Here is a 22302-nt window from a genome sequence, read left to right on the forward strand (position 1 = left end):
ACGCTGGCCGCGCCGCCCTTGAGGTTGGGGTTGCCGACAATGATCCCGCCCAGTTGGGTGTTTTGCAGCGCGCCGTTGGCGTTGTTGAGAATCACGCCGTTGGGACCGACGTTGTACTGCTGGAACTGGTTATGGGACAGGCCCGCGCCGTTGGGCGTGGCGATGTTCACCACCGGCACGCCATTGCCCGCCGCGCCCACCGTGGTACCCGGCGCACTGACCACAATGCCCTCGGCCTGGGCCAGCAGCGGCTGCCAGAACAGCGCATTGGCGAGAATCAGCGCCAGCCCGCGCTTGGGCAAACCGAAGAACGCGTTTCGCGGCTTCAGGGCGGCGGAAGGTTGGCGGGCCAGGAAGGCAAATTGTCGAACGTCCATTTTCAGTTTCTCGCTGCGGCGCAACGTTGAATTACAGGAAGAAATCCAGGCGGAAGTAGATCGGCGCTTCGCGCTCGGTGACGACGCCGGGTCTTTCCAGCGAGTGGGCAAAGGTCACGCTGGTGCTGACGTTCTTGCCACGGGCGAACAGCTCCAGGGAGTTGCTGGACACGCGGCCATGAACGTTGTCGTTGTAGCGGTCGTTGCGGATCACGCCCTGGTCGTAGCCGACGCTGGCGCCGTATTCGAAGAAGGCCGGGCGCATCCAGTCGAGGGTCACCGGGCGCGCCCAGCGCACTTCGTTGCGCCAGTAGCCGCCGCTGTCGCCGGTCAGCAACTGGTCCTTGAAACCGCGCACCGAAGCCGAGCCGCCGAGGCTCATGCGCTGGGGCGAGAACAGCGGGTCTTCACTGCGTTGGCCGGTGGCCAGGCTGCTGAAGCTGAACGACTCGCCCCACAGGCTGAACGGTTGCAGGTAGCTGACGGTGGCGGTGTATTTGCGGTAGCGCGAGTTCGGCTGGCGGCGACCGAAGGCGTCGCGCTCTTCCTGGGACTGGGCGTCGAGCAGGCCGATGCCGTTTTGCATGCCCAGGTCCAGGTTGACGAAGGCCGTGCCGATACGCCGACCGTGGTTGACGCCCAGTTGCAGTTCGCTGAGGCGGTTGCTGCTGGGCGGGGTGCGCACGTCGAGGATGTAGTTGTTGGTGCGCAGGTGCGCCAGGCCGACGTTGACCGAGGTCTTGCTCACGTCATCGCGGTGGATGACCCGTTCGGCGCGCAGTTGGTGGTTCTGGTTGTCGCCGTCCTGCTTGTATTTGAAGTCATCGGTCACGCCGAAGGTGCGGTAGTCGCTCTCGCTGTAGGTGTAACTGAAGTTCCACCAGCCCCACGGCACGTTGTAGTAGAGCATGGTGTTTTTCGAGGTTTTCTGGTGGTCGCTGATGGCGTCGTGGCCGCCGCGCAGAATCAACTGGTCACCCAGGCCCAGCGGGCTGTCCCATTCAAGGCCGGCGCCCCATTGCTGTTCGCCGGTGCTTTTCTGGCCGTCGTTATTGCGCGACAGGCTGGCGCGCCAGGGCTTTTGCGCGGTGTTCTTGACCACTACGTCGCTGCCGCCGACTTGCTTGCCGGGGGTCAGTTCCATTTGCGCCTGTTTGGACGGCAGGCGGTTGAGCTGGTCCACCAGTTGCTCGATTTCACGCAGGTTCAGCGCTTCGCCGACCTTGCCGGGAAACGCCATGGCCAGTTCGCGTTCGGTCACGGTGCTGCCTTCGGCGCTGCGCAAGGCTTCGAGCTTGCCTTCCACCACCAGCACTTGCAGGTGGCCGGTGGAGAGGTCCTGCTGCGGCAGGTAGGCGCGGCTGGTGACGCGGCCTTTGCCGAGGTAGTAGTCGGTGATGGCCTTGAGCAGGTCGTTGAGCTGGGACACGCCCAGGCATTGGCCAACGTAGGGCTTGAGCAGGCGCTCACGCTCGGAGGCCGGCAGGCTGTCGGCGCCTTTGAGTTCGATGTCTTTGATCGGGAAGCAACGGGTGTCGGCGGGCGTTGCCGGGGTCTCGGGTTTGGCCGCTTTGCCGGGCAGGTCTTGAAGTTCCTGGAGACGCCGCTGTTGCTCTTCGAGCAGGCGGTTCTGCCGATCGCGGATCAGGTCCTGGTCCCCGGGCGTGGGGGCGGCGAATGCGCTGTTCAGGCTCAGGCAAGTGAGCAGGAAGGTGCATAGAAGAAACCGAGTCCGTGGCATTGGCATGTTCGATCCGTCGAAAATCAAGGGCCGGGAAGCTAACATCGAACGTCCGGCCGTCCTAGACGCGGAGGCTGTCGGGTGTTCGAGCGTGTTTCCGATTAACCTAATGATTAGTAACAAAAAATAATTATCGAACAGTGACCGGCCTGATTACTGAGACACTTAATCCGACCGGCGGCAACTGTTTCGACAGCGATTCGACTGACGGGAAATGATCGCCACTATTTAGCCATCAAGTGTCGTCGAGTTAGGGTTAGTACCGGGGAGGGGAGGAAAGTTCGCGGCGGTTTTGTGATTTGGGTCCCATTTATCGGAAATCCAATAAGATTTTTTGAACCCGTGCGCACTCACAGCACTGGAGATATCAATGTGGGAGGGGGCTTGCCCTAATGCCAGTCAGTCAGGTTTTTTGTAGGAGCGAGGGGGGCGCCTAGCTCTTGCTCGCGAAAAACTAACAGGCACCGCGTTCATTCAGGAAGCACGCGTTATCGTTGACGTTTTTCGCGAGCAAGCTCGCTCCTACAGAGGGCGGCATTAATTCAAGCCCCCTCCCACATTGGTATTTGCAGGGCTGCAGATATCAGCCAAGGCCCTTGTCTTTTTCCGAGCCGGGCACCAGGGCCAGGCCGGGGCGTTCGACATCGCGAGAGACGTGGGATTTGATTTCCCCCACACCGCCCTCGTCATCGTTGTGAATCACCAGCACGCCGGGGCGGCGCAGTTGTTCCAGGTCGCCCTCGCCCAGGTTGAAACTTTCACTCAAGTGCTGATCGCTCAGGGCATTCGCCTCGGCGCGACGCTGGGCGAATTTGCGGCCTTTGCGTTGCTGGTAGCGCGCCCAGGCAATCAGGATCACGGCGTTGAACAGCGCGATCCACAGGTAGATTTGCAAGGTGTTGAGCGCGGCGAAGATCGGTGCTTCCAGGCGCGGGCCGCCGTGGGTTTCGAGCATGGCGTTCATGCCCCGGGCCAGCAGCCAGACCAGGCCGGCCCAGGCCAGCAGGGTAAGCAACACATCGATAATCCACATCACCAGGTTCTGGCGGGTTCTGACCAGTTTCATCGTCACGCCTCCTCTTGGGCAGGTTTGATACCACGATCCGGGCTGACCCAGCGGGCGCGTTTCTGGTGCTGGTTGAACAACACCTTGGGAAAGCTGACCAGGGTGGTGAACAGACTCACCAGCCAGAACACCATCGGGTACCACACGGTCCAGAACAGGGTTTTCCACAGGTCTTTTTCGTAGCGCCGGTCAATCAGGATGCTCACCGCGAACTGCAGCAGGCACACCATCGCCAGCACCAACCCGGTAAACGCCGGCGGCACCAGGGAGTCGACGGTAATCGCCGGCGGCAACACCATGAACTTGCCCAGGCCCCAGAACACTACCGAGAGCAGGAAGGTGAACGCCCAGCCGGTGGACAGGCAATATTCGAACAGCAGCGGCCACAGGTAGCGATGGCGCCATTGCCAGATGCCACGGATATTCTTGAACAGCACTTCAGCGCCGCCTTGGGCCCAGCGCAGGCGCTGTTTCCACAGGCCGCCGACGGTCTCGGGCATTAGGATCCAGCACAGCGCGCGCGGTTCGTAGAAGATCGCCCAGTGATCGAGTTGCAGCTTCCAGCTGACATCGATGTCCTCGGTGATCATGTCGGTGCTCCAGTAATCGATGCGGTCCAGCGCCTTCTTACGGAACGCCACCACCACACCCGACACCGTGAAGATCCGCCCGAATACGCGCTGGGTGCGCTTGATCAGGCCGATGATCGAGGAGAACTCGCCCACCTGTACCCGCCCGATCAGGGTCGAACGTGTGCGCACACGCGGGTTGCCGGTGACGGCGCCCAGGCGCGGGTTGTCGAGCATCGGCGCGACCATGTAGGCCGCCGCGTTTTTGTCGAGCAACGCATCGCCGTCGATGCACACCAGGTATTCACTGCGCGCCGCCACCGCCCCCATGCGCAGGGCCACGGCCTTGCCCTGGTTCTGCGCCAGGTGCAGCACGCGCAGGCGTGGGTGTTGCAGCGCCAGCGCGTCGAGTATCGCAGCGGTGTTGTCGCTGGAGCCGTCGTTGACCGCAATCACTTCGATGTTCGTGTACACCTGGCCCAGGGCGGCGGCCATGGTGTCGGCGACGTTATCGCCTTCGTTGTAGCAAGGGATGATGATCGAGATCAGCGGGTTGCCGGCCAGGGTCGGCGCCGGCGTGTCTTCCTCCCACGGCCAGTGGCGTTCCCAGTGCAGCCAGAAGTACAGGCCGCCGGCGATCCACAACGCGGACATGAACAGCGGGTAGAAGAAGACGAAGTCCATCAGGAACTGCCCGGTGACCAGGAAGATCAGGCCCAGGGGCACGCCCAATACCAGTGCCAGCACGAATATAGCCAGGATTCTGTCGAACATGATCAAGGGTTCCACTGGTTGGAAAGGGCCGGACGTACCGTCTTCAGGTCCGGGGAATTTTCCAGGAAGTTGTCCGGGTAGTAGCCAAAGCTCTTGACCCCCTGGCGTTTGAGCACGCCCATCCATTGCGCCAGTTGCTCAGCGCTGATATCCGGTGCGGCTTTGGTGCGCCAATCTTTGGCTTGCAGCTCGAACACAGTTTTTTCCATGGCGCCCGGACGGGCCTTGACTGTCGCCACCAGTCTTTCCAGCCAGGCATTGGAGGTCTTCACTTCCTCGCCTTCCATCAACGGCATGGCCATCGGCGCAGTCCAGTCGTAGGTCTGCAGGAAGTCATCGAGGTTCTGCGCGAACCAGGCCTCGCTGTCCGGGTTGAGCATCGGTTCGGCGAAGATATTGCGCGCGGTCTGCACCTGCGGCCCGGCAATGGCGCGGACCTTGGTGGTCAGTTCCTGGGTGAAGTCGATCAGGTAGCGGCTCTTGAAGCGGGTCCAGCGTTGCAGCGTGGTGGGGTCGGCGCGCAAGGCGGCGACAGTGTCCGGCAGACCATTGGCCGCGTACGCCTTGAGCGCGGCGGGGCTGGCGTCTTCGAAGTCCGAGAGCACGGCGTCGTCGTGGTACAGCACACCGTCGATGGCGCTGTTGCGGGCCAGGTCTTCGTAGATTTCGCCGATGATTTTGCGCACCTGCGGGTCGAACGGCGACAGGCGTTTGTACTGGTCAGGGTCAGGGCCCAGCCTGGCGGTTTGCGGGTCCCAACGGGTCACGCGTGGCAGCTTGGGGTCGAGGGCGAAACTGAGCACGGGCATCCAGGCATACACGGCGGCGTGGGCACGGGTGTGCAATTGCCAGGCGACGCGGTTGAACAGGTCGGCGCGCACCGGCAAGTGACGGTTGGGGAAGTAGAGCGAGTGCACCAGGCCGTCACCCTTGGGGTCGGCGAAGGCTTGCAGGAAAACGGTGCCGGCGCCCATGTCCACCACACGCTGCACCAGTACGTCGAGGTTGCGCGCCTGCTGGGCCGGGTCGGGGTCGTAGACGTTGTCCAGGTCCACGTGCAATACGCGCATCGGTGCCGGGGTCTGTGCGGCGACGATGCTGTTGGCGAAATGCTCGCCGTCCGGGTCGGACGCCACCAGGAAGCGCGGGCTGTTCATCAGATCACTGGCGCTGTCGAGTCCGTCTTCCAGCGTCAGGGCCATCTGGTAGCCCTGCTCGCTGACGACGGCCAGGGAGGTGCCTTTGGCCGCGCCGTATGGCCATACCCATACCCGTGGCGCCTTGCCGGTGACTGTGCGGATTTTTTGCGTAATGGCCGCGACGTCCGCACGCATCCGCGCCTGGAATTGCGCGTCGGTTTCATAGCGTTTGGTCGCCGGGTCGTAGCGCAGCGAGGTCGCCGCCGGCTCGAGGTTGCCCTGGGGATTGGCCAGAATCCCGGTGTGGCTGGCGTCGGTGTGCGCGGCGATTTCCACCAGGCCCGACTGGGACACTTCACGGATCTGCTGCCAGGTGAGGAATTCTCCACGCGGGCGCGGTGACCCGGCGAAGTCCACCGGTTTGTCCAGCGGCGTGTCGATCCAGTAGCCCACCGGCGCCAGTAACGCCGGCCAGTGGTAGGCGCGCAGAATCGGCATTACACGGGTGTAGAAGCTTGTATAACCGTCGTCGAAGCTGAGCATGATGGCTTTGGGCGGCAGCGCCGGGCCGCCGTTGCGCGCGGCCAGGATCTGGTCGACGCTGACCGCCTGGTAGCCGTTCTCGCGCAACCAGGCCAGTTGTTCGATCAAGCGTTCGGTACGCACCGCCACCACCGCCTGATCCGGGTCGCGATCATTGACGTCATGGTAGGCAATGCCCAGGAAATGGTTTTTCGGCCACGGCGCTTCATTGAGCGCGGTTGGCCGCTGCGCGGGTGGGGTATAGGGCGCGGGTTGCTGGGCGCACGCGGCGGCCAGCATTAGACCCAGGACCAACAAGCAACGGCTGAGGACGGTCATGGTCAGGCTCTTCTAGAAACGGTAAGTGAGGTCGACGAGCAGACGCAGATCGCGTTCGCGGTCGCCGTCATAAGGTCGGCTGATCAGGCTGAGGTTGGCGCCCATTTCCAGTACGTCGTTCCAGCGAAAGCGCTGGCCGTAGCCGACAAGGCCGATGCCGCCGGTGGAATAGTCGCGCTGGCTATAGGTGCCCGCGCCGATCTGGAACTGCTGGCTCCACTGGGTCTCGTAGCGGTGATAGAGCACGTGGTTGACGTTGATCACGGGCAACACCGTTAAGTCCGACTTCGGGTTGAAGTACGCGGTGTCTTGCTTGCTGTTGCGGCTCGCGCCGACTTCCAGGCCCAGGTCGACTTGCACATGGGGCGAGCTGTAAAGGCCCTCGCGGCCGCTGAGCAGCGCTTCGACGCGGTCGTTGCCGTCGCTGAAGTGCGACGGGCTGAGGGTCAGTTTCCACTCGCGGCTTTCATTGGCGCGCCAGCGGATAAAACCACTGCCGCCATTGGCGGTGACGCCGTCGTTCAAGGCGCGCAGCGGCGTGGTGGTGAGCAGGTAGCCGACGCTGCCGCCGTACTGCCAGTGGTCGTTGATGTCGCGGGCAATCGACACTGCCGCCCCTTGCTTGGAGCCATCGCCATAGGAGTGATTGGACACCTCGGCTTCGATCGTCATGTCGCGGGTACGCCGCTCCACGCCCACGCGCTGCCAACGGTGCTGGCCGGTGCCTTCGCTGAAGTCGGCGGTGGCGTAGCCGGCACCGGCGAACAGGCGCCAGTCTTCGTCGATGGGCGGCGTGTAGATCACGCTTTCAATGCCCCAGTCGCGGCTGCCGGTCACGGCGCCTGCGTCGTTGTTGTTGCCGCCGCCGTAGCTCTTGCCGGTGTAGGCCTCGACGCGCAGTTCAGCCATGTCATGCACATCGCGCAGGCGGTTGAGACGTTGCACCTGGCGGTTGTCCGGGTTGCGCACGACCACGTCGTCGGTGAGGGCGTCCATCTGGCGCCACTCCTGCAGGTCCATGGCGGTGTAGGCCTGGGACACTTCCAGGCCGATGTCGCGGGGCGCCTGGGCTTCGGTTTCCTTGAGGGTGCCTTCGGCGCGGCGCGGCCAGTCACGGGCGCGGTACATGTCGGCCTGGGCGATGCGCAGGCCGATATTGCCTGGCGCCTTGGCCACCAGCGCTTCCAGGTTGGCTTCGCTGCCCGGCAGGTCGCCACCGAAGGTGCCGGCCTGGGCGGAGAGTTGCTGCGCGTCCATCCAGTTGTCGTTGGGGTTGCCAATCGGCAAGCCCTTGAGTTCGACGCGGGGCTTCTGTTCTTTGGCCAGGGTGTCCGCGACCTGGCGGGCATCCTCGACCTTGTCACTTTCCAGCAGGGCGTAGAACAACGCGGTGCTGTCGTCGACGCGGTAACTGGCGTCGGCATCCGGCGCACTCAACACCTGGCGATACAAGGGTTCGGCTTTTTCCGGCTGGCGCTGGTCGAGGTACGAGGCGGCCACCCAACGCAACGCGTAAGTGGGCAATTGCACACCTTCAGCGTTGAAGGTCTGGTATTCGCGGATCACCTCGGCGGTGCGTGCCCTGGCCTTCAGCGCGCCCAGGCGGTCGATGCGCCAGCGCACCACGTCGTCATGGGCGCTGGCGTCCGGGGTCCAGCGTGCGATCAGTCGGTCGTAGTCACTGAGGGCGCGGTCGGCGACCACGTAGCGTTCTTTTTCGGTACGCGTGGCGAACTCGGCGATGCGCACGCGCTCGGCGGCCAGGTCGCCTTCCAGGCGGCGCTGGGTCACCGCGTCCACCAGGCCCGGACGCCTGGCCGACAGGCGCAGGGCAGCTTCCGGCAGGCGCGCCTTTTGCAGCGCGACGATGTATTCACGCGCCACGTCGGGCTTGTCGCCGGCACGGATAAAGGCCTGGTCGAACTCGAACAGTGCGTCGTAGTTCAGGCCGGCGCGGGTCAGCGCATAGCCCAGGGCCATGCGGCGGTTGGGGTCATTCGGTTGCGCCGCCACCAGCGCGCGCAGGCGTTGCACCGCCTCATTGGCCTTGCCGCCATCGGCCTGGGTGAGCGCCAGGCCCAGTTGCAGGTCGATATTATTCGGTTCGCGCAGCAGCGCCTGGCGATAGACCGCCTCGGCCTGGGCCCACTGCTTTTGATTGCGATAGGTGCGCGCCACCGTGGCCAGTGCCTGGGTGGTGAGATTGCGATGCTTGCCCTGTGCCTCATACACCTTCACCACTTCCGCGTCCTGCCCGGCCCAACCGGCAATCACCAGGTGATCACTGACCTGGCCTGGCGTCTGGCGCTCGGCGGACAGCTGGCGCAGTTGGGTCAATGCCGGTGTGAAGTGACCGTTGCGCGCCTGGATGATCAGGGCGTCATAGGCAGGGTCGGCCACGGCATAGGCAGGCATCAGCAATTGGCTGCACAGGCCTGCTGCGATGAGCAGCCGCAACCGGCCTGAAGCGCTGAGTGGAGGGATTGGCAACATGTCGTCGGCTTCCTTACAAGGAAAGCCGCAACGATGGGTGATCCTGAGCGATGTGCATCAGGGTGTCGGCGTCTCGGGACCCGACCTAGCTTTCCTGGGGCAACTATCTCTTAGCCAGGCAGGGGCAAGGGCAATTCAGAACAATTGTTCAGAATTGGCTGACACAGATTCTTTGCCAGTCACAAAACAACTGTGGGAGGGGGCTTGCCCCCGATAGCGGTGGGCCAGCCACAGATAAGTTGACTGACACTCCGCCATCGGGGGCAAGCCCCCTCCCACATTGTTAACTGCATTTCAGGATTATTGCGCGCCGCCCATGGCACCGGCTTTGGACATCACGAAGCTGATGAAATACTCGACGGCCACACCGCTGACCGGCTGACAGAGACTTTTGCCAGGCACAAAACAAAATGTGGGAGGGGGCTTGCCCCCGATAGCGGTGGGTCAGCCACAGATAAGTTGACTGACACTCCGCCATCGGGGGCAAGCCCCCTCCCACATTGTTAACTGCATTTCAGAATTATTGCGCGCCGCCCATGGCACCGGCTTTGGACATCACGAAGCTGATGAACTGCTCGTCGGCCACACCGCTGACCGGCTGACAGGGGCTTTTGCCAGGCACAAAACAACTGTGGGAGGGGGCTTGCCCCCGATAGCGGTGGGCCAGCCACAGATAAGTTGACTGACACTCCGCCATCGGGGGCAAGCCCCCTCCCACATTGTTAACTGCATTTCAGGGTTATTGCGCGCCGCCCATGGCACCGGCTTTGGACATTACGAAGCTGATGAACTGCTCGACGGTCATCTTCTGGCCGTTGAAGGTCACTTCGTTGTTGGCGTAATGCAGCTTGGATACCACGTCGGTGCCCACCAGGGTTGCCAGTTGAGTGCCCACGGCCACGCCGCTGACCATCTCGGCCGCCATTTGCGATTGCTGTTCGATGGCTTTAGGGTCAGTCACGCCGCCGACCTGGGCTTGCAGCGCGGCCACGTCGCTGATCATCGGTTTGGACAGGGTGAGATTGGCGTCCAGCAGCGCAATCATCTGCTTGCCCAGCTCAACCGGTGGCAGTTCCATGGAGGCCGGCTTGGCCAGGTCCAGGACAAGGTTGAACTTGCTCTCGCCATGGGTGGTTTTCAGCGACAGGTTTTCCACCGCCACTTGCGGCTTGGCGGCCAGCACCTGGTTGACGTTGGCTTCGGCCAGGGTCTGTTCGGCTTCGGTCAGTTGCAGCTCGGGCGCGGGTTGACCGGCAGCGGCGGCGGCTTGCACCGGCTGCATCTTGTCCTGGTAGAGCTTGGTCAGCACCAGCATTGCCGGGATGTCGACGTTCTTCATGCTGACGGCCATGGCGGCCGAGCCCACGGGCTTACCCTGGTAACCGATCTCGTCGATCTTGTAGTCGACGCGGCCGGCCAGGTTGTTGTCCTTGGTCTCGCTGGAGTCTTTCTGCTCGAAACCCTTGAGGGTCAGCACAGACTTCTGCGGGCCGAAGGTGACCTTGGTGTCGGTCAGTTCGATGGTGTTCTGGCCGGTGTAGAAACCGAACGTGGATTTGGCCAGGTTGCTGGCAACGGTCAGGCCGGCCAGTTCAGCTGCGAACGCGTCGCCATTGGCATCGACGGCCGCGACCTTGAGGCTGTTCATGTAGCCGTCGGCCTTGACCTTCTGGCCTTCGGCGCTGCTGTCGAATTCCAGGTTGGCGCCGGAGAAGCTCACCGAGGACTTGTCGTCCTTGAATTCCAGGGGCAGCAATTCGACGTTGCCGTTGACCGAACGGCTGTAGCCGATATTGGCCACACCTTTGAGCGGCGACACGTCTTTGGCGGCGGCGAACCATTGTTCAGTGGTGGCGTTCTTTTCCAGTTCGTAGTGACTGGTGGCCATCACCGGCAGCCATTTCAGGGTGACCAGGCGCGAGAACGGCAGCGGGCCGTGTTCGATATGGTCGACGAACAGCAGCTCGGGGTTGGGGTTTTGCTCGCCGAACACACGGCCCTGGCCTTTGAGGCGGTAATGGGCGGTGCTGCTGAACACACCACGGTCCAGGGAGACCAGCTCCAGGGACACACTACCGTCCACGCCGGCCATGGAGGTCTGCAGTTCCTTGTTGGCGTTCTGGATCGCGGTTTGCAGGACCGGCTCCAGTTGTTTACCGGTGTACCAGGCACCGCCTGCACTGACGACGCCAACGGCGACAACGAAACCCAAAAGAACGACTGCTGGCTTATTCATGAAGTGACCTGATCAAATCCTGTGAGAAGTGGGCTGTCTTCCTTGAACCCCGGAGGGGTCCTTGTAGGAGCGAGCTTGCTCGCGAAGAACTCATAGGCACCGCGTTTATTCAGAATGCACGCGTTATCGTTGAGGTTTTTCGCGAGCAAGCCCGCTCCTACAGTAGTGGCCCGTGTGGCCGAAAGGCTGGGGAAGATTAGCACTGGCGGGCGCAAACGGCCCAGCCTTTCAGAAGGATCAGTTCATCAGGAGTTCAGGAGTACTCCAGCTCTATTTCATCCAACTGGTGATCAAAACTCTTCAGGCGCGCCGTCCAGGTGTAGACCAATACCTCGAACTCACGGTGTATCACCGCGTTGCCGGGGGTGTCGGTCTTGGGGTCGCAGAAATCCAGCTGATAGCGCTCGCGGGCCATTTGCGTGGCGACATCGGACAATTCCCGCGCGTTATTCAGCCAATGCCTGCCGTCAGCGACCTGTCGATCCAGCACGACACATTGCGTCTTCAGCACTTCGAGGCTTTTTTCCAGGGGCGTGCCGGTGAGGTCGCCCATGACTTCCTGGAACGTGCGACCGGGTTGCCAGTAGCTGCCCCAGAAATAGCGGTCAAACACGGTTTCGACACGGCGCAGGGCCACCTTGGTGTCCCAGATTGCGACGCGGGTCTTGCCTTGTTCCAGCAACTTTCGCTTCACCCGTTGGTTTTGATAGGAGGCCCAGGCCACCACGCCGATGGACAAGGTGCCGATCACCAGGCAGGCGCTGTCGAGAAAGACCATGGCCTTGTCGAGTTGGTGGGCGAGCATGACGCCGTAGAAATACGCGGCCGATAACAGCACCAGTGCCAAGAGCACGCACCAGAAAGCGGGAGCATAAGGGTTTTTCATTATTGGAATCCCCATGAGCAAACGCGAGCAGTGTCGAGTGAGGCTTCACGACGCCTCACCTGACAAAGCATAGCTATCACCTCACGGTTTGCCGGGTTTTATCCCTTGCGTTCGTCCGCTTTCCCAGCCGCCGCCCAGCGCCAGGAACAGGTCGATCTGGCTCATCGCAACCTGGGTGTTGGCCGCCGCCAATTGCGCGCGCATGGCAGTGTAGGTGCGGGTCGCCTGCAGATCGGCGAGAAACGACTCGCGCCCGGCCTGAAAGAAGCGGTGGGTCTGGTCCGCCGCCTCGCGCGCCGAACGCTCGGCGTCGGCCAGCGCTTCACGGCGCTGCAGCATCGCGGTGTACTGCGCCAGGCCGGTCTGAGTTTCGCGGATAGCATTGAGTACCACCCCATCGAAATGCGCCAGGGCGCCCTGGGTCGCGGCTTCGGCTTCGTGAATGCGTGCGCGGGCGCCGTTGGTTGGCACTGTCCAGCTGATCATCGGGCCAAAGCCCCAGCGATTGGTCGCAGGCTGGCCGAGGTTGTCGAGCAGGCCCACCGTGCCCACCGTGGCGCCGATGGCGATGTCCGGGTACAAGGCGCCGGTGGCTACGCCGATGCGCGCGGTCGCAGCGGCCAGCTGGCGTTCGGCCTGGCGCACATCCGGGCGGCGCTTGAGCAACGTCGCACCGTCGCCCACCGGCAACAGCTGGGCGATGTGCGGCAACTCGGCGCAACTGCCGGTGCCGGCCGGCAATTGATCGAGGGGCTTGGCCAGCAGCATCGACAGACGGAACAACCCGGCCTGACGCGCCGCTTCGTAGCGCGGCATATCGGCGCGCAGGGATTTGTATTGGGTTTGCGAGCGCGTGACTTGGGTTTCATCGCCACGGCCGGCGTCGCGCAGGCGCTGGGTGAGCTTGGTGCTTTGGGCTTGCAGGTCGAGGGACTCGTTGGCGATGGCCAGCTCTTCGTTGGCGGCGCAGACCTGGGTGTAGGCGCGCACCACATCGGCCACCAGGGTAATGCGCGCGATATCGGCGGCCGCCTGGGCCGCATCGGCGTTGGCCTGGGCGCTTTCGATGCCGCGCTGCAAGGTGCCGAACAGGTCGAATTGATACGAGGTGGTGATGCCCACGCTGCCGATGTTGCCCACCGGCACTTTGTCCGCCAGCAGGAAGGCTTCGCCGGACTCCTGCAAGCGCTGCGCTTCGGCCTTGGCCCCGGCACTCCAGCCACCGGCGGATTCGGCCTGCTGGGTCTGGTAGCGCGCGCGTTGCAAGTTGGCCGCGGCCACGCGCAGGTCGGTGTTGGAGGCCATGGCCTGGCGCACCAGTTCATCCAGGCGCGGGTCTTTGTACAGCTTCCACCAGTCCGTCGGCACGGGCGCCGACACCACGTTATTGCCCTCGCCGGCGATGGCACCTTGCAGGTCGTCACGGTTGACGGCGGCCGTGTCCGGCAACTTGTAGTCCGGGCCTACCGCCTGGCAGGCCGACAGCAACACCCCCAGCGCAGCGGTGGCCAGCAGTTGCTTCATGGCTGGTCTCCGGCGTTGGTCTTGTCGTCGATGATCGACACGGTCGCGGTACGCCCGGCGATCATGCGGAAGTCCGCCGGCACGTCATCAAAGGCGATGCGTACCGGAATCCGCTGGGCCAGGCGTACCCAACTGAACGCCGGGTTGACGTTGGGCAGCAGGTTGGAACCGCTGCTGCGGTCGCGGTCCTCGATACCGGCGACGATACTCTGCACATGCCCATGCAGGCGGGCGTTGTCGCCGATCACGCGGATATCCACGCCCATGCCGACGCGGATGCCGTCCAGTTTGGTTTCTTCGAAATAGCCGTCGATATGGAAGGAGTTGCTGTCCACCACCGACAGCACCGGGCGGCCGGCGGTGACGAATTCCTGGGCACGCGGCGCGCGGTCGTTGACGTAGCCGTCCACCGGGCTGCGGATCACCGAGCGGTCAAGATTGAGCTGGGCCGAATCCACCGTCACTTGCGCTTCGGCCAGGGCCGATTGGGCACGGGCCACGCGGGACTGGCTTTCTTCCAGTTGCTCGCTGGGCACCAGGTTGCCCAGGCCACGGTTACGCTTGTACTCGCGCTGGGCCTGGGCCAGGGTTTCCTGGCGGTCGGCCACGGCGGCCCGGGCCTGGCGCAGGGCCAGCTTGAAACGGTCCTGATCGACGGCGAACAGCACCTGGCCTTTGCTCACCAACTGGTTGTCGTGCACATCGACACGCTGAATCAGCCCGGACACGTCCGGGGCGATCTGCACGATGTCGGCGCGGATGTGGCCGTCACGGGTCCAGGGCGCAAACATGTAGTACATGACCATGCGCCACACCACGACGACCGCGAAGCTCACGATCAACAGCGTCAGGACGACACGGCCGATAGTCAAAAAAGGTTTTTTCATGTCATCAGATATCGACTGAGTGAGTCCACCGCGCCCAGCAACAGCGCGTACAGCCCCACATTGAACAATGCCCGGTGCCAGACCAGGCGATAGAAGTGCATGCGCGTCAACAGCCCATGCAGCACCAGAAACAACACATAGGTAATGCCCATCAGCACCAGCAGCGTGGGCAGGAAGACGCCGCTTATATCCAGGTCACCGATCATAAGGGCGCTCCATCCGGTAACGGCGCTTCGATTTCCGTGCCGCCAATGAACTCCACGCCGGGCAACAGCGCCAGGCGCAGGCCGGCCAGGGCATGCAGCAGGTGCAGGCGCGTGTCATCGGCGTCTTGCAGGCCCTGGCCGTTGAGGGCGCGGCGCGTGCGGTCCAGGGTCATCAGCAGACCGCTGGGCGCGGGCAAGCGTTCACCGGCCTTGAGGCAGGCCTTGAAATAACCGCCAACGCCTTCCACCACCTGGTTGAGCAGCACGCGCGGCACGCCGAGGATGCGCGGCGAGTAGGCGAGCAGATCGAGCAGGTTCAGCGCCACGCGCAAGTCGCGCAGGGCGGTACCGGTGTCCTGGCCCGTGAGGCCCAGGCGCGGCAGGTGCTGCATCAGGCGGTCGAGCATTTGCGCGGCCATGTGCCGATGTTCGGCCAGGGTGGCGGGCTCGGTGAGGCTGACGATGTCGCGCCAGCTGAAACGGGTCAGGCGCTTGGCCGCCAGTTCGGCGCCGAAGGGCCGTGCGATCAGGGTCCATACAAAGGCAAACAGCAGGCCCACGGGCCCGGCCAGATTGACGTTGGCGAAGTTGAGGAAATCCGCGTCATAGGCGCCCTGGATGCTGATGAACGACGAGGTGTTGACCAGCGTCAGCAGCATGCCCAGGTAGAACCGTGGCTGCACGGTGAGGGTGCCGATGCAGATGAACGGCACGGCGAACGCCAGCACCAGCATGGGGAAATCGTGCAGGTTGGGCAGCACCAGGAACAGATAGAGGCTGGCGAACAGCACCGACATGGCGGTCCAGAAAAAGAACCGATAGATCTGCGGCGCGGGGTCGTCCATCGAGGCGAAAAAGCTGCACGCCACCGCCGCCAGGATCACCGCACTGCCGCCGTCGGTCCAGCCCAGCAAAATCCACAACACCGAGGCGACGATGATCGCGGTGACGGTGGAAAACGCCGAGTAGAACATCAGGCCACGATCCAGGAATGGCGTGAGCCGGCCCAGGCGCCAGTGGCGGTAGACGGCGCGCCAGGTGTCCTGGCTTTCGCACTGAATGGCGGCTTGCAGGCTGCGGCAGTCCTGCCACAGGTCGACCCACTCACCGAGGCGGTACAGGGCGTTGGAGAACAGCAGCGTGTGGCGGTCGTCCAGCGCTGCGCCCTGGGGTTGCGCAGCGTCGATCTTGTCACGCAGCACGCGCCAGCGTTCCAGTGGCGCGGTTTCGGTGGTGCTTTGCAGCCAGGCGTTGGCGGCTTGCAGCAACGGCGTGAGCCGATCGAGAAATTGCGGCGCGCGATGTTCAATGGCGTACACCGCATCGTCCAGGGCATCGATCACCGGCAACAGGTGAATCATCCGCCCGCGCAATTCCTTGGTGTTGCGCACCGTCTGCGGCCGCGCGCCTTCGTGGGGCAACTGGCCGATCATCAACTCGAGGGTGTTGAACGTGGCGACCATGCCGCCGCGCAGGCCGCTGATGGCTTCAGGCGCCACATCGCGGGTGAGAAAGCGCTGGCTGTAGACTTGGGCGTCGCTGAACCACTTGGCAACCGAGCCATCGAACACCGGCATCAGGCGACGCGGCCAGAACATCGCACCCACCACGGCCGCCACGGCGATGCCGAGGAAGATTTCCTCGGTACGCGCCTCGGCCACATCCCACACCGCCAGGGGGTTGTCCACCACCGGCAGGGCAATCAGCGGCAAGGTGTAGCCGGCCAGCATCAGGGCGTAGCTGTTGGCAGTGCGCAGATGCAGGGAAAGGAACAGCAAGGTGCCCGTCCACAGGGCGATCACCACCACCAGAATGTAGGGTGACTGCACGAACATCGGCACAAAGAACACCGCCGCCGCCGCGCCCATCAAGGTGCCGATTGCACGGTACAACGCTTTGGAACTGGTGGGGCCGACAAACGGGCTGGAGACGATATACACCGTAGCCATGGCCCAATACGGACGCGGCATTTGCATGAGCATGGCGATGTACAGCGCGATCATCGACGCGGCGAAGGTACGCACCCCGTAGAACCAGTCGCGAGCAGGCGGAAAACCGGTAAAGAATCCGTTCAAGGCGCTACCGCCTCGGCCGCCTCGAAGGCGCGCAGCACGCGCAGCGCGGCTTCCAGATCGGTGGCGGCGATGTCTACCAGGACTTCCTTGCGCAGGCGCACCAGTTGCGCTTCCACTGCCTGCACCAGCTCACGGCCGCGCTCGGTGAGGCTCAGGGCCTTGGCGCGACGGTCATGGATGTCTTCGGTGCGGCACACATAGCCATCGCTGCACAGCCGGTCGAGCAGACGCACCAGCGACGGGCTTTCCATGCCTGAAGCCTGGGCCACTTTGACCTGATGCACACCGTCGCCCAGGCGGCCAATCATCAACAGCGGCACGGCGCAGGCTTCAGAGATGCCATAGCTCACCAGCGTGGCCTGGCAGATTTTGCGCCAGTTACGGGCGCCCACCACCATGCTGCTGCTGAGGTTCATCTGGAGTTGTTCGAGGGATTGGGACACTGGATAGTTCGCATACAGTTAGTTTGCTAACTATCAATATGGTGGAGGAAGGGTTCGCCGTCAAGTTTTGAAACAATTTCGCAGATGAGTGGTGGGATGTGGCTTGAGTAAAGCGGGTTTTAGGGTAGGCATCAGCAAATCGCTGATATTCGCCATACGACAAACAAAATGTGGGAGCTGGCTTGCCTGCGAAAGCGGTGGTTCAGTTGAATATTCAGTGACTGACCACACCGCTTTCGCGGGCAAGCCCGCTCCCACATTAGGTCAGCGTCGGCCTCATGCCTGCTGTTCAGCCTGCCCATCCAGACGACGCTGAATTTCACCCATCATGTCCAAGCCATCACGCAATGAGACCAGCACGGCCGTGACCAGGTGATGGAGGTTTGGATTGTCCGCCGCAGAGTTCAGGGTTTCCAACAACTCAGTACCGATACGCACGCGACTGCGCGCCGTTTCGTGGAGCAAATGCGAAGGGGCAAAGGTGTTGAAGGCCAGGACGGGAACGTTGGTGGGGTTGGTTTGAAGCGGCTTGTATTGGTCCATCGATAAAACCTCACAGATATGAATTTGAACCACCTTCTCCCGTCGCCAAACGAGTAAGGGTGGCAGCTGTACGCAGGTTGGCGAACCGGTTATCTGTGAAACCCGGCAGATCCGAAGATCTCCCGCGCACAGCCGCCATAGAAACCAATGCCTTCATCCGAGGAAAAACGCACGGTATATGTACGCTGTAACGCGTCACAGAATTTCGGATCGCCAAATCCGATCGCCGATGTGCGGCGACAGCAGGACTATAAAGATCACACCCTTTCTCCGCAACAAGGGAACGTGAAGAGCGCTTCTTTGCAGGAATCGCAATTCATCTCTGGACGGTCGGGACAGTCTGACTCTGCAGTCAGAGAACCATGGTCGCTCGAAATCCCTGATGATGCCGAAATGCTGGCCTCTTTCCGTATCTATAGGTAATCTTCAGTAGAAGGCTTAGTTCGCATTTTTAAATGGACGAAAAATGGAGCATAGGAATTGAGCAAAAAAACTAAACACTCCGAATTCAGGTGCAGCGCACACCTAACAATGCTAGTTGAAAATTTTATTATTTTTTGCAAATCTCCCATAGACCGCTATTTAGGCAATGCCGATTTTTCAGCTACTCCTCTACTCCAAAAAAATAAATACTAGAGAGACCACTATGAATTCTAATGCTGCGGAAAACACCAATATAGCTGAGGGCACTGATGAAGAACCCACGCCCGCAATCATAAACATATTAAATACATCAATATTTGAGATAAGCTTAGAAAAAACCCAACTTTCCGCGCCTTACAAAAATCCGAAAAAGAAAGAGATTCAAACCTATATTAAAGAACTTGCAGGAAGCATGCTGAAGAATCACAAAGGTCAAGAGCATCGCTTCGTCTCTGAACGTTGTGAAATGTCAACTCTTTCGAATAAGCTTATTACATCAAATTTTGAAAGTGCCTCTCGGCAAACAGCCGAACGCCTGCACCGAGTTGAAAGAGCGACTCAAGAAAAATTACAAAAAATAACCACCCTTAGAAAGGGCAGCCTATTACAGTCACACATAGAGTTATATGACGAAACATATATACTCTTTTTCAAAATAGATCATGCGGGATTTTTGGATGAAAACTTTGATTGGAAAGTAGGTCTCCCTGAAAAACAGATAGCACAAAAAAGCGCCATACTTAAAGTCAGCGACTCTATAATCGAGCAAATTTGGGTTGGTGATTCAAACGCAAAAATTTCAGAATATTGGTGGCGCGACTTTTTGGAGCTAGTACCATTATCCTCCCCTGAAACCAATACTAAAAGTGCCTTCGTAGCTATAGAAAAGCTTCTTATATCCACAGTAAAAAAAGTATCTAACAGTGATTATTGGACATTGCGCAATGCCCTGGTTAGTTATTTCAGAACCAATCAAAATTTTCAAATTCAATCTTTAGTTGATCAGGCTTTCACGTCCTACACCCCGGACAGTTCTGAAATCAATATGCAGAAGCTCATTGCTGACATAAGTGCATTACCTACGAAGTCAAGATTTGACCCGCAATTTGAAATCGCCCCAAACATTATAAAAGCCAAAATAAAGAAACAAATAAATCTCGCTGATAACCTTGAGCTGCGCATTACCGGCGAAATCAAGAATCATGATGAGACCTTTGATACCGGAGAGGATGCGGATGGAAGAAAGTTCTTAAAAATCTATTCCGAGGAAGGTTATAACGAGTTTCACAAGCAGGACAATTAGCATGGATATCAAAGAATCGATAATTTCAACTTTTACGAATAAATCGATTTTAATCTCTGAGAGCGAAAACAATTCAGAATACATTGCCAAATATTCTTGCGAAGAACTCCATGCACCGGGAATAAGTCAGCTGCTACAAGCGCTCTCGCGTATCCCAGGCAGGGACAGGCCAAAGATCACTCTACAATATAGCCACACCGAGGATAACGACGTTCTTGAAAGGAGTGAACAAAAGGAGCTTGAAGCTTTTGTAAACAACATTGACATCAACCTCCTTCATACCGAAAAAGAGGAGACAACAATCACTGTTAAAATCACAAAAATACCGCACGACCAAATATTATCCATATACTCCATTGAAGCAATTTCAAAATTTTTGGCTGACAAATCAATTAACTCCACACTCATTAAAATAAAAAACCTTTCTGAAAAAGCAAACACACTCGAACTACTAGACAAAACTCAAGGCTTTTCAACAGCGCTATTCTTTTTTAAAAACCGAGACACCCTTACTAAACAGAGACCTCCAAAAATATTACGAGACGACCTACTTTTAAAAAGAGAAAAATCAACTAACTTCGCAAATTCAGCTCAGCACAACTTCATTCCGGAAGATTTTAGGGTTATAACAGGCTCTCTACCGCCAGAATTACAACACACCTTTACACTTCTACTTCTAGCCTCATCGCTTATATTTATTTGCGACTATTCCAGAATTTTGGAAACAGGGGACATCAAATTAAAGCTTAATGGTTACAAAACAATAGAAAATACAATTAGCTCAACACAAAACCCAACAAGCATCGAGAATGCTGCTCTAATTTTCTTTGAAATATATCACTGGACATATAACGATGGGAGCACTATAGATAAAATCGGAATAGCTCGAAACATTATCTCCATCCATCTGGAAAAAGACTCCTTCACATCTATTCCAAAAGAAACTATTGCTTCGATTAGCTCTGGCTACCAGATATATCTAAAAGACAACTTAAAACAGTACATAGAAATAAAAAACAAAATCTCAGAATCCATTTAGAAGTCATCGGAGAAAGCCAGTGATTTGGCGAAAAATGTTGGCACTGCCTTTAGGTCTTCCATATTCGCTATTTACTCATTCTTTTTTTCAATATTCCTTTTCCGAATCGTCAGCGGAAAATCACCTACTTTAGAAGTAACAGAAGAAATTTACTGGATATTTTTCGCATTCTTATGCATCTCGATACTAGTGTGCTTTTATTCAATCAACGAATTATCAGACGAAAGATCCAGACTTCAAAGCTCATACATCAACATTAAAAATCGGTACAAAGATCTGATAACAGAAAAAGACTTGTCCAAAATTTTAAATGAAGACTTAGATCACATATCTGATATAGACTATATAAATCGCAGAGGGCGTAAAACCCAAATCCTTTGGGCAGTATCTCTTTTTATCATTTTTTTACTTATGACCATATTAAGAATGCGGAGTTATTACTCCTCCCTTCATTAAAAGCAACAATAGTTATTTAATTAATTTATGGACCTTTTCCTCAATAAACCCAAACACCTCCTCCGCCACGCTGTACTGAAACTGCTTACGCCGATGCTTGGAAAGCTTCCCACCGTTATCCAGGCACATCATTACCAGCTTCGACAAATCACTCCCACGTACGTCGTAGCGTTGGTTTACCGCCTTGATCACACGGTCGTAGCGGTCGAGGAATTCTGTTTCTTCGCGCAGTTCCACTTCCAGGGCACGGCGGGCCATTTGCAGGGTGAATTCGACGCAGCGGGTCGCATCCCAGTAGCGGTAGATAGAGGGATGGCCGATGAAGTCGAAGGCCATGTGGTCGACGTCCAGCCAAGTGACGTTCCAGAATTCCCGAACCGGTTGGGAGAAGGTCTTGAGTGCCTCCAGGTAGGCTTGCTCTTCGTGCTTCATGGCGACGGAGACCGGTAGCAACAAGCCATTTTCCAGTGCGCCGTAGTGGCAAAGCGTCTGGTGAATCAGGAAGCGAGACAGGCGCCCGTTACCGTCCATGAACGGGTGCAGGAAGACGAAGCCGAAAGCGGTGATTGCAGCCGCAACTAAAGGATCGACGCCTCGCACGGGCTGGTTGGCGAAGGCCATCAGCTCTTCCATCAATTCCTGGCAAAGCGCGGGGGCTGGCGGTACGTAGCTCACACCGGCTGCACCGCGGAGCCCGTTGTGTAGATGGTTTTGTTCGTGGCGAAACGCGACGGCTTTGTCGAAGGGGTTGGAGACGGTGCTGTTTTGCAGCTCGACCAAGTAGTCCTCGGTGAGCAAACGGCCTTCGTGAGCCTGGCGCAGGAGTTGAACGAAGCGACGGGATTTTTCTTCGCTGGGTTGTTCTTTTTCGATGGCAAATGAGTCGCGGGTTTCGTGCAGGTACGCCCACTGGATGGCGCGGTCCATCATTGCGGGTGGGAGGGTGGCCATGAAGGATTTGGCACGAGCCAATACATCAAGCGCCAACAACGCTTCCAGCTCAGGCGTTCGCTCTACGGTGGCGCAATAATGCAAAGAGCCCAAACCATTGAAATCCACTCGCCAACGACTGTTGCGAATACTGGGGCCAGTCACATAGCGCTGCGGGTCGAACAAGGGAACGACGCGCCCACGAACAGGAAGGGTGTGATCAAGCATTTTCCCGGTAAAGCATGGCGAGCCCTTTCAGAGAAAATTAACTTGAGCGATTAAATCCCAGTTTTTTTACCACTCACCAATTTTTTTTACATATTTGCGTTTT

The 22302-nt window shown here is 59.1% G+C and carries 16 protein-coding genes and 1 pseudogene; 2 read left to right on the plus strand and 15 right to left on the minus strand.

The genetic code is table 11. From position 1 onward, the window contains the following. The 14 genes from BFQ00_RS07180 to BFQ00_RS07245 all read right to left on the minus strand — a co-directional run. On the minus strand, nucleotides 1-377 hold a 377-nt coding region (locus BFQ00_RS07180; RefSeq protein WP_139114960.1), incomplete at its 3' end, for a two-partner secretion domain-containing protein. Nucleotides 378-408: 31 nt separating this feature from the next. Further along, entirely contained in the window at nucleotides 409-2118 is a 1710-nt protein-coding gene (locus BFQ00_RS07185; protein ID WP_083227317.1) for a ShlB/FhaC/HecB family hemolysin secretion/activation protein, read from the minus strand. Nucleotides 2119-2701: 583 nt separating this feature from the next. After that, the gene (pgaD, locus tag BFQ00_RS07190) at nucleotides 2702-3184 is read right to left on the minus strand and encodes a poly-beta-1,6-N-acetyl-D-glucosamine biosynthesis protein PgaD (RefSeq protein ID WP_065933043.1); all 483 of its coding nucleotides are present in this window, start codon (nucleotides 3182-3184) and stop codon (nucleotides 2702-2704) included. Between the two features lie 2 nt (nucleotides 3185-3186). Continuing rightward, a complete protein-coding gene (gene pgaC / locus BFQ00_RS07195) occupies nucleotides 3187-4527 on the minus strand; it encodes a poly-beta-1,6-N-acetyl-D-glucosamine synthase (protein ID WP_065933044.1) in 1341 nt (446 codons plus the stop codon). A 2-nt stretch (nucleotides 4528-4529) separates the two neighbouring features. Beyond that, nucleotides 4530-6527, minus strand: coding sequence for a poly-beta-1,6-N-acetyl-D-glucosamine N-deacetylase PgaB (gene pgaB, locus BFQ00_RS07200; protein ID WP_065933045.1), 1998 nt, complete (start codon nucleotides 6525-6527; stop codon nucleotides 4530-4532). A gap of 12 nt (nucleotides 6528-6539) precedes the next feature. Further along, nucleotides 6540-9020 carry a poly-beta-1,6 N-acetyl-D-glucosamine export porin PgaA gene (gene pgaA, locus BFQ00_RS07205; RefSeq protein ID WP_065933046.1) on the minus strand — a complete coding sequence of 827 codons (2481 nt, stop codon included), beginning with the start codon at nucleotides 9018-9020 and terminating at the stop codon, nucleotides 6540-6542. Nucleotides 9021-9759: 739 nt separating this feature from the next. Then, complete coding sequence (locus BFQ00_RS07210) at nucleotides 9760-11256, minus strand: YdgA family protein (protein WP_065886635.1); 1497 nt, start codon at nucleotides 11254-11256, stop codon at nucleotides 9760-9762. Between the two features lie 253 nt (nucleotides 11257-11509). After that, the gene (locus tag BFQ00_RS07215) at nucleotides 11510-12142 is read right to left on the minus strand and encodes an NADH:ubiquinone oxidoreductase subunit N (protein WP_065886634.1); all 633 of its coding nucleotides are present in this window, start codon (nucleotides 12140-12142) and stop codon (nucleotides 11510-11512) included. A gap of 81 nt (nucleotides 12143-12223) precedes the next feature. After that, on the minus strand, nucleotides 12224-13666 hold the full coding sequence (locus BFQ00_RS07220; protein ID WP_065932707.1) for an efflux transporter outer membrane subunit: 1443 nt from the start codon (nucleotides 13664-13666) through the stop codon (nucleotides 12224-12226). Continuing rightward, entirely contained in the window at nucleotides 13663-14553 is an 891-nt protein-coding gene (locus tag BFQ00_RS07225; RefSeq protein WP_065932708.1) for an efflux RND transporter periplasmic adaptor subunit, read from the minus strand. Before BFQ00_RS07225 ends, BFQ00_RS07220 begins: the two co-directional genes overlap by 4 nt. Continuing rightward, nucleotides 14550-14759, minus strand: coding sequence for a DUF1656 domain-containing protein (locus tag BFQ00_RS07230; protein ID WP_065886631.1), 210 nt, complete (start codon nucleotides 14757-14759; stop codon nucleotides 14550-14552). The genes BFQ00_RS07225 and BFQ00_RS07230 overlap by 4 nt, the downstream gene beginning before the upstream one ends. After that, a complete protein-coding gene (locus BFQ00_RS07235; protein ID WP_065932709.1) occupies nucleotides 14756-16834 on the minus strand; it encodes an FUSC family protein in 2079 nt (692 codons plus the stop codon). The genes BFQ00_RS07230 and BFQ00_RS07235 overlap by 4 nt, the downstream gene beginning before the upstream one ends. After that, complete coding sequence (locus BFQ00_RS07240; protein WP_065886629.1) at nucleotides 16831-17250, minus strand: MarR family winged helix-turn-helix transcriptional regulator; 420 nt, start codon at nucleotides 17248-17250, stop codon at nucleotides 16831-16833. The genes BFQ00_RS07235 and BFQ00_RS07240 overlap by 4 nt, the downstream gene beginning before the upstream one ends. A gap of 303 nt (nucleotides 17251-17553) precedes the next feature. Continuing rightward, nucleotides 17554-17820, minus strand: a complete 267-nt coding sequence (locus BFQ00_RS07245) for a hypothetical protein (RefSeq protein WP_065932710.1) — start codon at nucleotides 17818-17820, stop codon at nucleotides 17554-17556. 646 nt (nucleotides 17821-18466) lie between these two features. Here BFQ00_RS07245 and BFQ00_RS07250 point away from each other — a divergent pair. After that, a complete protein-coding gene (locus BFQ00_RS07250) occupies nucleotides 18467-19546 on the plus strand; it encodes a nucleoid-associated protein (protein WP_065932711.1) in 1080 nt (359 codons plus the stop codon). A gap of 1 nt (nucleotide 19547) precedes the next feature. Next, nucleotides 19548-20585 (plus strand): hypothetical protein, encoded by a 1038-nt coding sequence (locus BFQ00_RS07255; RefSeq protein WP_065932712.1) that lies wholly within the window; start codon nucleotides 19548-19550, stop codon nucleotides 20583-20585. Between the two features lie 468 nt (nucleotides 20586-21053). Here BFQ00_RS07255 and BFQ00_RS07260 read toward each other — a convergent pair. After that, nucleotides 21054-22211: pseudogene (locus BFQ00_RS07260) on the minus strand (Fic family protein); the annotation flags it as partial. Between the last annotated feature and the right edge of the window lie 91 nt (nucleotides 22212-22302).

The organism is Pseudomonas sp. 28 E 9, from assembly GCF_900004785.1.
Lineage (GTDB): Bacteria > Pseudomonadota > Gammaproteobacteria > Pseudomonadales > Pseudomonadaceae > Aquipseudomonas > Aquipseudomonas orientalis_A.

What these genes read in the sequence shown, in the direction of transcription:
- BFQ00_RS07220 (WP_065932707.1), bottom strand. Translation starts at nt 13,666, where the DNA reads ATGAAGCAACTGCTGGCCACCGCTGCGCTGGGGGTGTTGCTGTCGGCC.
- BFQ00_RS07210 (WP_065886635.1), bottom strand. Translation starts at nt 11,256, where the DNA reads ATGAATAAGCCAGCAGTCGTTCTTTTGGGTTTCGTTGTCGCCGTTGGC.
- BFQ00_RS07225 (WP_065932708.1), bottom strand. Translation starts at nt 14,553, where the DNA reads ATGAAAAAACCTTTTTTGACTATCGGCCGTGTCGTCCTGACGCTGTTG.
- BFQ00_RS07230 (WP_065886631.1), bottom strand. Translation starts at nt 14,759, where the DNA reads ATGATCGGTGACCTGGATATAAGCGGCGTCTTCCTGCCCACGCTGCTG.
- BFQ00_RS07240 (WP_065886629.1), bottom strand. Translation starts at nt 17,250, where the DNA reads ATGAACCTCAGCAGCAGCATGGTGGTGGGCGCCCGTAACTGGCGCAAA.
- BFQ00_RS07255 (WP_065932712.1), top strand. Translation starts at nt 19,548, where the DNA reads ATGGATATCAAAGAATCGATAATTTCAACTTTTACGAATAAATCGATT.
- pgaA (WP_065933046.1), bottom strand. Translation starts at nt 9,020, where the DNA reads ATGTTGCCAATCCCTCCACTCAGCGCTTCAGGCCGGTTGCGGCTGCTC.
- BFQ00_RS07245 (WP_065932710.1), bottom strand. Translation starts at nt 17,820, where the DNA reads ATGGACCAATACAAGCCGCTTCAAACCAACCCCACCAACGTTCCCGTC.
- BFQ00_RS07250 (WP_065932711.1), top strand. Translation starts at nt 18,467, where the DNA reads ATGAATTCTAATGCTGCGGAAAACACCAATATAGCTGAGGGCACTGAT.
- BFQ00_RS07215 (WP_065886634.1), bottom strand. Translation starts at nt 12,142, where the DNA reads ATGAAAAACCCTTATGCTCCCGCTTTCTGGTGCGTGCTCTTGGCACTG.
- BFQ00_RS07185 (WP_083227317.1), bottom strand. Translation starts at nt 2,118, where the DNA reads ATGCCACGGACTCGGTTTCTTCTATGCACCTTCCTGCTCACTTGCCTG.
- pgaD (WP_065933043.1), bottom strand. Translation starts at nt 3,184, where the DNA reads ATGAAACTGGTCAGAACCCGCCAGAACCTGGTGATGTGGATTATCGAT.
- pgaC (WP_065933044.1), bottom strand. Translation starts at nt 4,527, where the DNA reads ATGTTCGACAGAATCCTGGCTATATTCGTGCTGGCACTGGTATTGGGC.
- pgaB (WP_065933045.1), bottom strand. Translation starts at nt 6,527, where the DNA reads ATGACCGTCCTCAGCCGTTGCTTGTTGGTCCTGGGTCTAATGCTGGCC.